The sequence below is a fragment of the Micromonospora sp. NPDC048871 genome (assembly GCF_043198155.1).
GTDB lineage: Bacteria > Actinomycetota > Actinomycetes > Mycobacteriales > Micromonosporaceae > Micromonospora.
Window position 1 is genome coordinate 126,784 of sequence record NZ_JBICUM010000002.1, and the last position, 12,523, is coordinate 139,306.

The following is a 12,523-nucleotide window of genomic DNA, read 5'->3' on the forward strand; positions in this document are numbered from 1 at the left end:
TGTTCCTCGATGTGATCCAGAACACCGGAACGGTCTTACGTGACCTCCCCGGAGGGGGACCCTGCGCCACCTCTGCAAGCAAGGTGACCTATTCGGGATTTCATTGAAGCGCAAAACGCCACCCGCAGCAGGGCGTGCGTTTGTTGCGCAATTGGCGGCGCATACGTCAAACTTTGACCACACCCCGCCACACACAGGGAGTAGTCAACGATGGCGAGAAAAGTAATCACGGTGCTTACCGACGACCTCGACGGCGGTAAAGCCGACCGAACGCTCGAGTTCAGTCTTGATGGCGTGGCGTACACCATCGATGTCTCCGACGAGAACGCGGGAGTCCTGCGCAAGGCGTTGGATCCGTTTATCAATGCCGGACGCAGGCTCGGGCGGGGCACCGACCTCGGCCGCACCGTTCGTCGTACCACCGGCCCGGCGACTCCCGGAATGAACCGGGAGCAGAACCGCGCCATCCGCGAATGGGCGGTCAGCAACGGATACAAGATTTCCGAGCGGGGTCGCATCCCGGTCGAGGTGGTCGAGGCGTACAAGAACCGCTGAACGACGCTCGCCTGCGCAACTCGCAACGTGCGATATTTCCCCCGACCACCAGGGCCGCCCGGAGGAGTCCTCCCGGGCGGCCCTGGTCGTTGCGAGTCAACTCACGACATCAGTTCACCTGAATCCGTACCGCGTCGAAGGCCGGGGTCTGGTTCGCCCGCTCCGCCATCGGGATCCGGTGCGATCCGTCACCGGCCCAGACCGCGCACTGGGCGATACCCGATTCCGGCAGACCCGGAATCTGAATGACCACGCTGTCCGGCTGGCGGCCGCCGCCACCGTCCTCGGTAGCGACGAAGAAGGCCGGCACCGGATCGGGGGCGGGCGCCTCGTTCGTGTTGTTCAACATCCGGCACGCGGTGTGGAAGTGCCCCCGGGTCAGCCCCTCGCCGTTGAGCAGGGAACTCTCCAGGTAGTAGCCGCCCTGCCCGGCCGGCAGGAAGCGGTCCCGGACCAGGTTACGGGTGCTCACCCGGATGGCGAAGCCCTGGTTACGGTTGATCTGCTGGGGAAACTCGGTGATCAGCAGCGACGGGTTGTTGGCCGCGGAGCCGACCTCACCGAAGGCGGTGCTGATGCAACGGTTGCCGTTCTGGAAGCCGTCGTGCGGCTGCAACCGGCTGTTGTTGCAGTTGTTCGCCAGCACCTGGAGGCCGTTGTTGCCGTTGTTCGGGTTGCCCCCGTTGTTGTTGCCACCACCGTTGTTGTTGCCACCCCCGTTGTTGGGATTCCCATTGTTTCCGCCGTTGTTGTTGTTCACCGGCCGCACCTGGCAGTTGGCCAGATCCGCCAGGCCGCGCGGACGCGGACCGAACCGGTCGATGGCGATGGTGATCCGGTCCAGGGTGGCCCGCCGCTTGCTGGCCAGCGGACCCAGGATGGCGTTGTTGATGAAGCCCTGCCCCCTGTTGCCCTCGGCGGCGAGTCGCTGGTCGGCCTCGGTGATCTGGGTCTGCAACAGGCCCAGGTTCCGGTCCACCTCGGCGCGGGCCCGATCGGGCACCTGAGGCAGCCGGCTGACCACGTCCGGGCAGGCCACAGCCTGGGAGCCGGTGGCGGCACCGCCGCCGTTGCGGGTCTCCTGGCACTCCTCGATGGTCTGCTGTCCGTCACCCCAGTGATTGGTCACCCACCGGCCATTCTGGAAGGTGCGGGTGGTGGTGGCACCACGGGCGGCCGGCGCGGTGGCGCCCGGAATCGGGGCGACGCACTCGGCCGCCACCGGACGGGGCTGCTTGTTCGGCCGTCGGTCACCGGCCGATGAGATCTGGGTAACGGCGACCACCCCGCCGAATACGGCGAGCGTGGCACCGACGGCCAGCAGTCGCTTCGTCCGCGTGTTACCGGATGGTCGGCGCGACCGGGGGGACCTGCGCATCGAATTGCTCTCCTTCTCGATCCGGTACCTGATTCGTGACTCGACGGACCGAACGGAATCGTGGTGGCACGCCCGGCGGACATCCGAACGCGCCGATGGCACGTCGACTGACGACGATGCCCTTTCCGCACCGTCTCCCGCGCCTGTCGGTGCGGGTCGGGGAGATCCTGTCCATTCCCGGTGAGGTACGGACCCGCCAGGGGGGCCGGTTCAAAGTCGGCTGACTTTTTTTCGCCACGGGGCGCGGCGGCAGCATCGGTGGAGGTGTTCCACCGGCGGAGGTCAGAGCTGACAGAGATGGTCGTACGGGAAGCCGTCGGCGAGTTCCTCGCGGCGATCCCGCAGTCGCCGAATGTCATCGCGCAGTTCCGCACGATCGACCAGAACCGGAATGTCGGCCTCCAGCCGGCGCAGCCGGTCGCCGACCGCCAGGGTGGCCAGATCCTCGGCCAGGCGAGCGGGATCCACCCCGCAGGAAAGACGGTGGACCTCAAGCGACACCCGTTCCACAAGGCACTCGCCGGGGCGTACCTCGACCCAGGCCCAGCCCTCGGCCGGGCCGGCGGTCCACCGCACGTGCAGCCCCCGCAGGATCGGGTCGGCCAACCGTCGGGCCACGTACGCCTCGACCGCGTCGGCCCGGGCCAGGGCACCCAGGTCGTTGACCGCGCCGGTGCGGCCGTCGGGCAGCCGGCCGATGATGTCGCGGAACCCCACGGCGGCCACCTCGGTCCCGGCGCCACCCTCGGCGTACCGGCGGGCGTCGATCAGGTAGGTCAGGATGCCGGGCCCGTGCTCGGTCGCGTTCAGGGTGGTCGAGACGATCCGCAGGACCGGCAGACCGACCGCGGCGGTGACCGCTGCCATGGCCCGCTCGGCGCGACGGGCGGCCGGGTCGGGCGACGGCGGCCGGAACTGCACCGCGAACTCGACCTGGTCAGCGTCGGCGGCCCCGACCACGAGGTCGAGCGGTTCCCGGGCGGCGAGGTTCCACTGGTTGGCGGTCAGGCCGGTGGGCCGCCGCCGGATCAGGTCACCGAGGCGCAGGCCGGCGTACACCCGCCGCCCGGCGCGCAGGAGCACCTCGCCGCGTCCCGCCCCGACCGGGATCATCGCCGGCCGGGAGTCCTCGCCACCGGTCATCGTCGCATCCACCCCATCCTGCCGCCGATCGACCGAGTCTAGGATGACGATCATGCGGGTCCTCTGCCCTGGGCCCACCCCGAGGCCCGGCAGGGTGGGTTTTTCGGCGGCCTGGTGAGGAGGTACGCCGGTGCGGGTGGTCTCCCTGGTGCCCTCGCTGACCGAGGCGGTCGCGGTGACCCTGCCCGGCCTGCTGGTCGGGGCCACCGACTGGTGCTCCCACCGGTCCGCGCACAGTGGACCAGGCGCTCACCGAACTGGCCGACCTGCTCAGGGAGCTGGGGCCGGCACGGAACCCGGATGGCTCGGTGTGCACCATGTGCACGCGGCGCACCCAGCGGTACCCTCGATTCAGCCTGGCGGAACTGCGGGCGACGGGACCGGACCTCGTCGTACTGCCGGATGAGCCGTACCGGTTCACCCGCGACGACGGGCCGGAGGCCTTCGCTCCCCTCCCCTGCGCCCTGGTCTCCGGACGCCATCTGACCTGGTACGGCCCCTCGCTGGCCGAGGCTCGCGACCTGCTGGCCGGTCAACTCGCCGACCCGGTCGTCGGCTCCGGCTGAGCTACGCGAGGTCCCGACCGACCGGGACCAAGGTCCCGCCCGGTCATGGCCTGGTCGGCCCTGCACACCACCTACCCGACAGGCGTCCAATAGAGATGCCACCGGGACAGCGGTGCGAAGCGAAGAAGGGACGTGGACACCATGACCGCGATGATGGAGCGGAACACCGCCGCCGCCAAGACCCCCGGGGCCGCAACCGTCCGGGAGCAGAACACCAGCAAGCGCGCCAGCCGCTACCTGCTCGGCGGACTCCGCCTGGCCCTGGGCTGGATCTTCCTCTGGGCCTTCCTCGACAAGCTGATCGGTCTGGGCTTCTCCACCGAGGCGAAGAACGCCTGGATCAACGGTGGCAGCCCCACCAAGGGCTTCCTGACCTTCGGGGTCAGCGGCCCGTTCGAGGGCTTCTACAACAGCATCGCCGGCGCCGCCTGGGCGGACTGGCTGTTCATGATCGGCCTGGCCGCGATCGGTACCGCCCTGATGCTCGGCATCGGGATGCGCATCGCCGCCGTGAGCGGTGGGCTGCTGCTGGTGATGATGTGGACCGCCGCCCTGCCCACCACCAACCCGTTCATGGACGACCACCTGATCTACGCCGGTGTCCTGGCCCTGCTCGCAGTGACCAACGCCGGTGACACCTGGGGCCTGGGCCGCCAGTGGGCCCGGCTGCCGATCGTCAAGCGCTTCGGCTGGCTCCGCTGACCTGAATCACCTCCCCCCACGCGGCGGGCGTCACCACCGGTGACGCCCGCCCCGTCGTATCCCCCACCCCCACCCCACCCCACCCCACCCCACCCCGCCCCCGCCCCCGCCCCCGCCCCCGCCCCCGCCCCCGCGATCTTGCACTTTTGGTCGTCGCATATCGGGGCAATGCGCCTGTATCGGCGACCGAAAGTGCAAGATCGCGGGGAAGGTTGGGGTGGGGGGTGGGAGGGGGTGTCGTAGCATCCGGCAGGATTGTGCTGACTGAAACCGACGTCACAGGAGAATTCGCATGAACCAGGCAGCGAGCAAGCCCGAGATCGGTCCGATCGAGGGAGCCCCGCCGGCCGACCTCGTGATCGAGGACATCACCGTCGGCGAGGGACCGGAGGCCCAGCCTGGTCAGCTCGCCCGGGTGCACTATGTCGGGGTGGCCCACTCCACCGGCGCCGAGTTCGACGCCTCCTGGAACCGTGGCGAGGCCTTCGAGTTCCCGCTCGGCGGCGGACGGGTCATCGCCGGATGGGACCAGGGCGTGGTGGGGATGCGGGTCGGGGGCCGGCGCAAGCTGACCATCCCGCCGCACCTCGGCTACGGCAGCCGGGGCGCCGGTGGTCTCATCAAGCCCAACGAGACCCTGGTCTTCGTGGTCGACCTGCTCGGCCTCAGCTGACCGCGACGTCCGGCGCCGGCCCCGTGCCCGGCGCCGGACGCCCCGGCGGCGTCACACCGAGGTGAGGACCCGGTCGGCGTCGACGATCGGGATCACCCGGCGCAGACCGGTGGCGCGCAGCACCCGGTCCACCACGGGTGGCGGGTCCACCAGCACCAGTTCGCCGCCCTGGGCCCGCACCCACAGTCGCGCCGCGAGCAGGGCGCGCACCCCGGCCGCAGAGAGCAGCCGGACCTCGGAGAGATCCACGCGGAGTTCCGAACGGGTCGGGGCCGCCCAGAGCGCGGCCCGCAACGCCCCGACGGTGGCGATGTCGACCACCCCGACCACGCGCACGCACACCACGTCGCCCGACACCGTGGTCTCGACGTGGAATCGTTCCTCGCGCTCTCGCATGAGTCGAACCTATCCCCCGGCACCGACACTTCCACCCTGCGCGAAGCGGGTTCCGGGTAGATCCAGGGCATGACCCGCAGGCACCTCGGGTCCACCCTAGGGAGGATCCCCCGCCCGGGTCCGTACCCCTGCGCCTCGACGACCCGATCCCCGACCGCCCGCCGACGCCGACCCACGCGGCACCACCGGGTGGCTGGCCGTTCGCGGCGGCGTGCAACGGCCTCCGGGCCGGTCCGTCACGGACCGGCCCGGAGATGCGTCCCTCTCAGCCGCCGCTGGAGGACGGGTCCGGCTCCGGTGAGCCACCGGCCACCGCCCCCGGGTCCGGCTCCTGTGTCGGGGTGGGTTGCAGCCCGGCCGGGACCGGCAGGGCGCTGCCCTTGGCGAACTGATCCCAGCTGACGTTCCAGGCGGTCCAGCCGTTGCCCTCGCCGAGTTCGACCTCGGTGCCCTTGACGGTCACCAGGTCACCGACCTGGGTGACGCCCATCAGCCAGTCGGCGTTGGCCGCCGACAGGTTCGTGCAGCCGTGCGACACGTTGGTGTTGCCCTGGTCCCCCTCCGACCAGGGTGCGCCGTGGATGAACTCACCGCCCCAGGTGAGTCGCTGCGCGTCCTCCACGTCGACGACGTACGGGTCGGCGGAACCCCGGGTGTCGAAGGTGGTGAAGTCGTGCTTCTCCATGATCACCATCTTGCCGCTGGAGGTCGGGGTGCTCGGCTTACCGAGACTGACCGGCAGCTTGCGCAGCAGTTTCCCGTCCTGGAAGACCGACATCCGCTTGGTCGCGTTGTCGATCTCCAACTGGACCTGCCGACCGATCTTCGAGGTGGCCCGCTTGTCCGTGTCACCGACGTGTTCCTTGCCGATGGGCAGGCCCTCCAGGGCCGACCGGACGCTGATGGTCGTCCCGGGGCGCCAGAAGTCGGGGGCCCGGTAATAGACCTGACTACCGTCGGCAACCCAGGACCAGGTGCCCGGCTGCGGCGGATCCGTCTTCACGAACAATCGGCGCTGCACATCCGCTCTCGCCTCTTTGGGAATTGGCGGGTCGAAGGCCACCGTTACCGGCATAGCCGTGCCGTACGTCCGATTTCCGGCGAAATACAGCACGCTGGTGATGGCCGGTTTCGACGATTTCTCGCCGGTGGTGAAAGTGGTCTTGCGGGTGACCGTGTCCCCTGAGTCACCGGTCACCACCACCTCGGCGGTGTAGGTGCGCTTGGGTGCCAACGCCTTGTTCGGCACCCATCCGGTGCCGTCCTCGCGGGGCTCGGCCTCCACCGTGCCGCCCTTGTCGTCGGTGATGCGCACGGAGGTGACCCGCCCGTGTTTGACATCGGTGCCGATCTCGCCGCTGAGCGGCACCCCACGGGCGCCCTCGGCCGGAGTGACGGTCACCTCCGGTTTGGCTCGCGCCTCGGCGGGCTGGCCGGCCTTGCGGTCAGTGGTACATGCTCCCAACGCCAGCGGTGCCGCCGCGACGGTCACCGCGAAAAGCGTCAGTCGCCGCCTGAACCTCATGATGATCGTCCCCCCGTTTATCACTGCGGCCTCTGCCACATTCTCTCTACGGGGAAGCGACATTTTCGCCATTCAGAAAAGCGCGGCGAAAAGCGCGGCCAGGACGCTTTTACGAATTCCAGACCGCAACGGCCCCGGCAGTACCGGCCAGCGCGGCAACGGGTGGCCTGCGGGGAATGTCCCCACCCGTGCCCGGACGCCGGTGCCGACGCCGAACGCGCCCGGCATCCGTACCGATGCCGGGCGCGAGGTTCGGGGCGGCTCAGACGGCGGCGATGAGCAACTCCGGCCGCTCGACACAGTCGGCGACGTGCCGCAGGAACCCACCGGCCACCCCACCGTCACAGACCCGGTGGTCGAAGGTGAGGCTGAGCTGGGTGACCTTGCGTACCGCCAGCTGACCGTCGACCACCCATGGCTTGTCGATGATCCGGCCCACCCCCAGCAAGGCCGCCTCCGGGTGGTTGATGATCGGCGTGGAGCCGTCGACACCGAACACCCCGTAGTTGTTCAGGGTGAAGGTGCCGCCGGTCAGTCGGGCCGGTGGCAGTTCACCGGCCCGGGCCGCCTTCGTGGTGGCGGCCAGTTCGGCGGCCAACTCGGCGGTGGTGAGCCGGTCGGCATCGCGGAGCACCGGGACCAGCAGCCCACGGTCGGTCTGGGCGGCGATGCCCAGATGCACCCCGGCGGACTGCACGATCCGCTGGCCCTCGGTGTCCACCCGGGCGTTGAGCTGCGGGTACCGACGCAGCCCGGACAGGCAGATGCGGGCCAGCAGGGCCAGGATGCTCACCGGCTGGTCGGGGCGGGCGGCGTTGATCGCGGCCCGGGTCGCCAGCAGGGCGGTAGCGTCGGCGTCCACCCAGATGGTCACCTCGGGGATCTCCCGGCGGCTGCGGGAGAGCTTGTCGGCGATCGCCTTGCGGATGCCGGTCAGCGGGATGACCACGTCCCCGGCGCCGGTCGGGGACAGCCCGAGGTGCGCCGCCGGCTGCTCGCCGGTGCCGGTGGCCGAGGCCGTGCCGACGGGCGAGGCCGTGCCGACGGGCGAGGCCGTGCCGACGGGCGAGGCCGCGGCGATGGGCGAGGCCGCAGCGTCGGCGGCCGCCTCCACGTCCGCCCGCCGGATCACCCCGCCGGGCCCGCTGCCGCGTACCGTGGCCAGGTCCACCCCGCGCTCGCGGGCCAGCCGACGCACGATCGGCGAGATGACCAGGGCCGCGACCGACTGCGACGGCACGGGCGCGGCCACCGCAGCCGGGGCCGGAGCAACCGGTGCCGGGGCCACCGGGGCCGAAGCAGCCGGAGCCGGGGCGGCCGGAGTCGAAGCAGCCGGGGCGGAAGCCGGCGAGGCCAGCGACGCGACAGGGCGGGCCCGCCGACGGCGGCGGGCCCCGCCGTGGCCGGTGCCGTACCCGATGAGGACGTTGCCGGAACCGGCCCGCTCCTCCTCCCGGTAGACGGCGTGCCCGACCGGTTCAGCTGCGCCGTCCGCCGCCACGGTGATCAGCGGCTGGCCGACCGGGCGTACCTCGCCCTCCGCGCCGTGCAGGGCCACCACCCGGCCGGCGTACGGGCAGGGCACGTCCACGACGGCCTTGGCGGTCTCCACCTCGACCACGGTCTGGTCGACCGTGACCACGTCACCGACCGCTACCCGCCACTGCACGATCTCCGCCTCGGAGAGCCCCTCCCCCAGGTCGGGCAGAAGGAAGACCTGGTCGCTCATGCCGGCACCCCGTCGGTCAGCCACCGGGAGTCCGGCTGGTCGTCCCACTGCAGGCGGGCCACGGCGTCGAGCACCCGGTCGACCGAGGGCAGGTGGGTGTGCTCCAGCATCGGCGCGGGGTACGGGATGTCCAGCCCGGACACCCGCAGCACGGGCGCGTGCAGGGCGTGGAAGCAGCGCTCCTGCACCCGGGCGGCGATCTCCGCGCCCACCCCGGCGAAGCCCTGCGCCTCCTGCACCACCACACACCGGCCGGTCCGGCGTACCGAGGCGGCGATGGTGGCGTCGTCGAAGGGCACGATGGTGCGTACGTCGACCACCTCCAGGTCCCAGCCCTCCTCCTTGGCGGCCTCGGCGGCCTCCAGGGCGACCGGCACCGCCGGGCCGTAGGCGACCAGGGTGGCGTCGCGGCCGGGCCGGCGGACGACCGCCCGACCGAAGGGCTCGGTACGCGCCGAGAGGTCCGCCTCGCCGCTGGCGAAGTAGAGCTTCTTCGGCTCCATGAAGACCACCGGGTCCGGGTCGTCGATCGCCTCCCGCAGCAGGGAGTACGCGTCCGCGACCGTCGCCGGGGTGATCACCTTCAGGCCCGGGGTGTGGGCGTAGTACGCCTCGGAGGAGTCACAGTGGTGCTCCACCCCACCGATACCCCCGGCGTACGGCACCCGGATGACCATCGGCACGCTGAGCGCCCCCCGGGTGCGGTTGCGCATCTTCGCCACATGGGAGGCGATCTGCTCGAAGGCCGGGTAGGCGAAGGCGTCGAACTGCATCTCGACCACCGGGCGCAGCCCGGACATGGCCAGCCCGACGGCGAACCCGACGATGCCGGCCTCGGCCAGCGGGGTGTCGAAGCAGCGCTTGTCGCCGAAGCGGGCCTGGAGGCCGTCGGTGATCCGGAAGACCCCGCCCAACTGGCCGACGTCCTCGCCGAAGACGACTACCCGCTCGTCGTCGAGCATCGCGTCGGCCAGGGCGGCGTTGAGGGCCTTCGCCATCGTCATGGTGGCCATCAGGCGTCCTCCTCCTGGCTCGCGGCCAGCTCGGCGCGGACCTGTTCCCGCTGCTCCACCAACTGCGGGGTGGGCTCGGCGTAGACGTGCTCGAAGAGGCTCAGCGGGTCGACCGTGGGCTGGGCGTTCATCCGCTCGCGCAGCCGTGCGGCGTACGCCTCGGCCTCCTCGGCGATCTCGGCGACGGCGGCGTCGTCGAGCGCCTTCCGGGCGCGCAGGTAGCTCTCCAGCCGGGCGATCGGGTCCCGGTCGCGCCAGGCCTCGACCTCCTCGGCGTCGCGGTAGCGGGTCTGGTCGTCGGCGTTGGTGTGCGGCTCCATCCGGTAGGTGTGCGCCTCCACCAGGTACGGGCCCTTGCCGGCCCGGGCGTGGGCGACCGCCCGGTTCAGCACGGCCAGCACCGCCACCGGGTCGTTGCCGTCGACCTGCTCGCTCGGCACCCCGTAGCCGACTCCCTTGTAGGCCAGGGTCGGGGCGGCGGTCTGCCGGGACAGCGGGACACTGATCGCGTACCGGTTGTTCTGCACGAAGTAGACGACCGGCGCCTTGAACACCGCGGCGAAGTTGACCCCCTCGTGGAAGTCGCCCTCGCTGGTGGCGCCGTCACCGATGTAGACGAACGCTACCGTGTCGCGACCCTGGTACGACTCGCCGTAGGCCAGGCCGGCGGCGTGCACGCACTGGGTGGCCAGGGGGGTGCACTGCGGGGCGGTACGCACCACGGTGGGGTCGTACCCGCAGTGCCAGTCGCCGCGCAGCAGGGTGAGCACCTCGACCGGGTCGATGCCCCGGGCGGTCAGCGCCATCGACTCGCGGTAGGTGGGGAACACCCAGTCGTCCTCGCGCAGGGCGAGGACCCCGCCGACCTGGCAGGCCTCCTGACCTCGGGAGGAGGGGTAGACGGCCAGCCGGCCCTGCTTGGTCAGCGCGGTGGCCTGCGCGTCGAAGCGTCGGCCGATCACCATCCGCCGATACATCTCGCGCAGCGCCTCGACGGGCGGCTCGGGATAGTCGGGGTGGGCCGGCAGCGGGGTGCCGTCGGAGTTCAGCAGCCGGACCGGTTCGGCCTGCGGAATCAGGCCGGCGGACGGGTCCGGTGCGGCCGGGGTGGCCGGCCGGCGCTTTCGCGGGGATGCCCTGCGCGCCGTCTGGGGGGTCGTCGTCACGGCGGAACCTCCTGGACATGTGGTGGCCCTATGCTCCTGTGGTCGGATGATTGACTCAAGATCCCCGGAGAACGCGGGATGATTGGCACCTCAGGGAGGCTGGTGTGGGCCAGGAGACCGTCAAGGGCCCGGCCGTGACGAGCGCCACGGGACGTTCGGCACAACTGGACGAGGTGGACCGTCGGCTGCTGGACGAACTGACCCGCGACGGGCGGATCTCCATCCGTACCCTGGCCGAGCGGGTGCATGTGTCCCGGACCAACGCGTACGCCCGGGTGGAGCGGCTGGTCCGGGACGGGGTGATCACCGGGTTCACCGCTCGGGTAGCCCCCGAACCGGCCGGGTTGGGCACCTCGGCGTACATCGCCCTGACCATCCGGCAGAACACCTGGCGGGAGGTCTCCGCGGAGCTGGCCCGGGTGCGCTACGTCGAGCATGTGGCGCTGCTCAGCGGCGAGCACGACGTGCTGGCCCTGGTCCGTGCGCCGGACAACGCCACCCTGCGGGACGTGGTGCTGGACCGGGTGCAGCGCATCTCCGGGGTGCTGTCCACCCGCAGCTGGCTGGTCTTCGAGGAGTACGCCGGGGTCAACAGCCCCTGGTCGTAGCTCACCGCTGCGGTGGCGCCGCCAGCCCTTCCCGGTCGGCCAGTTCCAGCAGGGGTTCCAGACCGAATCGCCGGCCGTCCAACCCGGCGTGCGGGTCGCCGCGTTCGGCGAACCGGCCCGGCATGCTCAGCACGTCGAAGTCCTCCGGCCGGACCTGGTCCAACTCGGCCCAGTCCAGCGGCGCGGACACCAGGGCTGCCGCGGTGGGCCGGATCGAGTACGCCGAGGTCATGGTGTGATCCCGGGCCATCTGGTTGAAGTCGATGAAGATCGGCCGGTCCCGCTGCTCCCGCCACCAGGTGGTGGTGACCAGGTCGGGGCGGCGGCGCTGCATCTCCCGGCCCAGCGCCAGCACGGCTCGTCGGCAGTCGCCGAAGCTCCACCGGGGTTCGATGGAGAGGTAGACGTGCAGGCCACGCCCGCCGGTGGTCTTGGGGTAGCCGACCAGGCCCAACTCTTCCAGGAAGGCGCGTACCTCCTGGGCCACCGGCACCACCTGGTCGAACCCGATCCCGGGCATCGGGTCCAGGTCGATGCGCAACTGGTCGGGTCGCTCGACGTCGGCGCGGGTCACCGGCCACGGATGGAACCGCAGGGTGCCCAGGTTGACCGCCCAGATCACCACGGCCAACTCCCCCGGTGCCACCTCGTCCGCGGTCCGGCCGCTGGGGAAGGTCAGATGGGCGGTGCCCACCCAGTCGGGCGCCCCGGCGGGCACCCGCTTCTGATAGAAGGCGTCCCCCCGGTTGCTCTGCCGGGTGGCGACGGTCGCCCCCTCGAACACCCCCCGGGGCCACCGTTCCAGCATGGTCGGCCGGTCCCGCAACGCCCGCAGGATGCCCTCACCCACGGCCAGGAAGTAGCGCACCACGTCCAGCTTGGTCAGGCCCTGCTCCGGGAAGTACGGCTTGTCCGGGCTGGAGACGCGCACCACCCGCCGCCCCACCTGGATCTCCTCGGCCGCGCGTGTCATGGACCTCACCCTAGGGGCGGTGTCGGCCGGATGCGGCGCAACAGCACCTGGGCTGTAACGCCACAAATCGACAGGACGCTTGTGGTCTTGAAGGGC

At 71.0% G+C, this 12,523-nt stretch carries 12 protein-coding genes and 1 pseudogene; 5 read left to right on the forward strand and 8 right to left on the reverse strand.

The annotated features are described in order from the left end of the window. Positions 1-210 precede the first annotated feature (210 nt). Positions 211-555, forward strand: coding sequence for an Lsr2 family protein (locus tag ACGFIK_RS05190; RefSeq protein ID WP_327025414.1), 345 nt, complete (start codon positions 211-213; stop codon positions 553-555). Between the two features lie 109 nt (positions 556-664). Here ACGFIK_RS05190 and ACGFIK_RS05195 read toward each other — a convergent pair whose 3' ends face one another. Together ACGFIK_RS05195 and ACGFIK_RS05200 are read right to left on the reverse strand one after the other, a co-directional pair. Next, positions 665-1,933: a hypothetical protein gene (locus tag ACGFIK_RS05195; protein WP_327025413.1), complete on the reverse strand. Its 1,269-nt coding sequence runs from the start codon at positions 1,931-1,933 to the stop codon at positions 665-667. 282 nt (positions 1,934-2,215) lie between these two features. Then, complete coding sequence (locus tag ACGFIK_RS05200; RefSeq protein WP_357531538.1) at positions 2,216-3,130, reverse strand: hypothetical protein; 915 nt, start codon at positions 3,128-3,130, stop codon at positions 2,216-2,218. A gap of 76 nt (positions 3,131-3,206) precedes the next feature. Between ACGFIK_RS05200 and ACGFIK_RS05205 the strand changes: the two are divergent. The 3 genes and pseudogenes from ACGFIK_RS05205 (at position 3,207) to ACGFIK_RS05215 (ending at position 5,017) form a co-directional block, all read left to right on the forward strand. Next, positions 3,207-3,642, forward strand: a pseudogene (locus ACGFIK_RS05205) (helical backbone metal receptor). A 132-nt stretch (positions 3,643-3,774) separates the two neighbouring features. Beyond that, on the forward strand, positions 3,775-4,344 hold the full coding sequence (locus ACGFIK_RS05210; RefSeq protein WP_393337798.1) for a hypothetical protein: 570 nt from the start codon (positions 3,775-3,777) through the stop codon (positions 4,342-4,344). 292 nt (positions 4,345-4,636) lie between these two features. Beyond that, entirely contained in the window at positions 4,637-5,017 is a 381-nt protein-coding gene (locus ACGFIK_RS05215; RefSeq protein ID WP_327025410.1) for an FKBP-type peptidyl-prolyl cis-trans isomerase, read from the forward strand. A gap of 51 nt (positions 5,018-5,068) precedes the next feature. On the opposite strand, the gene ACGFIK_RS05220 is transcribed toward ACGFIK_RS05215, so the two are convergent. From ACGFIK_RS05220 to pdhA, 5 genes are all read right to left on the reverse strand, one after another. Then, positions 5,069-5,413 (reverse strand): STAS domain-containing protein, encoded by a 345-nt coding sequence (locus tag ACGFIK_RS05220; protein ID WP_327025409.1) that lies wholly within the window; start codon positions 5,411-5,413, stop codon positions 5,069-5,071. Between the two features lie 265 nt (positions 5,414-5,678). Next, the gene (locus ACGFIK_RS05225; RefSeq protein WP_327025408.1) at positions 5,679-6,938 is read right to left on the reverse strand and encodes an Ig-like domain-containing protein; all 1,260 of its coding nucleotides are present in this window, start codon (positions 6,936-6,938) and stop codon (positions 5,679-5,681) included. 262 nt (positions 6,939-7,200) lie between these two features. Next, on the reverse strand, positions 7,201-8,667 hold the full coding sequence (locus tag ACGFIK_RS05230) for a dihydrolipoamide acetyltransferase family protein (RefSeq protein ID WP_393337803.1): 1,467 nt from the start codon (positions 8,665-8,667) through the stop codon (positions 7,201-7,203). Continuing rightward, positions 8,664-9,680, reverse strand: coding sequence for an alpha-ketoacid dehydrogenase subunit beta (locus tag ACGFIK_RS05235; RefSeq protein WP_393337806.1), 1,017 nt, complete (start codon positions 9,678-9,680; stop codon positions 8,664-8,666). Before ACGFIK_RS05235 ends, ACGFIK_RS05230 begins: the two co-directional genes overlap by 4 nt. Then, positions 9,680-10,846, reverse strand: coding sequence for a pyruvate dehydrogenase (acetyl-transferring) E1 component subunit alpha (gene pdhA / locus ACGFIK_RS05240; RefSeq protein WP_393337809.1), 1,167 nt, complete (start codon positions 10,844-10,846; stop codon positions 9,680-9,682). The genes ACGFIK_RS05235 and pdhA overlap by 1 nt, the downstream gene beginning before the upstream one ends. 104 nt (positions 10,847-10,950) lie before the next feature. Here pdhA and ACGFIK_RS05245 point away from each other — a divergent pair, with 104 nt between their 5' ends. Continuing rightward, on the forward strand, positions 10,951-11,454 hold the full coding sequence (locus tag ACGFIK_RS05245) for an Lrp/AsnC family transcriptional regulator (RefSeq protein WP_393337812.1): 504 nt from the start codon (positions 10,951-10,953) through the stop codon (positions 11,452-11,454). A 1-nt stretch (position 11,455) separates the two neighbouring features. Here the strand turns inward: ACGFIK_RS05245 and ACGFIK_RS05250 are convergent, their stop codons facing one another. Continuing rightward, positions 11,456-12,427: a DNA primase small subunit domain-containing protein gene (locus tag ACGFIK_RS05250; RefSeq protein ID WP_327025404.1), complete on the reverse strand. Its 972-nt coding sequence runs from the start codon at positions 12,425-12,427 to the stop codon at positions 11,456-11,458. Positions 12,428-12,523: the final 96 nt, after the last annotated feature.

Coding starts and splice junctions, on each gene's coding strand:
- ACGFIK_RS05190 (WP_327025414.1), top strand. CDS start 211: ATGGCGAGAAAAGTAATCACGGTGCTTACCGACGACCTCGACGGCGGT.
- ACGFIK_RS05195 (WP_327025413.1), bottom strand. CDS start 1,933: ATGCGCAGGTCCCCCCGGTCGCGCCGACCATCCGGTAACACGCGGACG.
- ACGFIK_RS05200 (WP_357531538.1), bottom strand. CDS start 3,130: ATGATCGTCATCCTAGACTCGGTCGATCGGCGGCAGGATGGGGTGGAT.
- ACGFIK_RS05215 (WP_327025410.1), top strand. CDS start 4,637: ATGAACCAGGCAGCGAGCAAGCCCGAGATCGGTCCGATCGAGGGAGCC.
- ACGFIK_RS05220 (WP_327025409.1), bottom strand. CDS start 5,413: ATGCGAGAGCGCGAGGAACGATTCCACGTCGAGACCACGGTGTCGGGC.
- ACGFIK_RS05225 (WP_327025408.1), bottom strand. CDS start 6,938: ATGAGGTTCAGGCGGCGACTGACGCTTTTCGCGGTGACCGTCGCGGCG.
- ACGFIK_RS05230 (WP_393337803.1), bottom strand. CDS start 8,667: ATGAGCGACCAGGTCTTCCTTCTGCCCGACCTGGGGGAGGGGCTCTCC.
- ACGFIK_RS05235 (WP_393337806.1), bottom strand. CDS start 9,680: ATGGCCACCATGACGATGGCGAAGGCCCTCAACGCCGCCCTGGCCGAC.
- ACGFIK_RS05250 (WP_327025404.1), bottom strand. CDS start 12,427: ATGACACGCGCGGCCGAGGAGATCCAGGTGGGGCGGCGGGTGGTGCGC.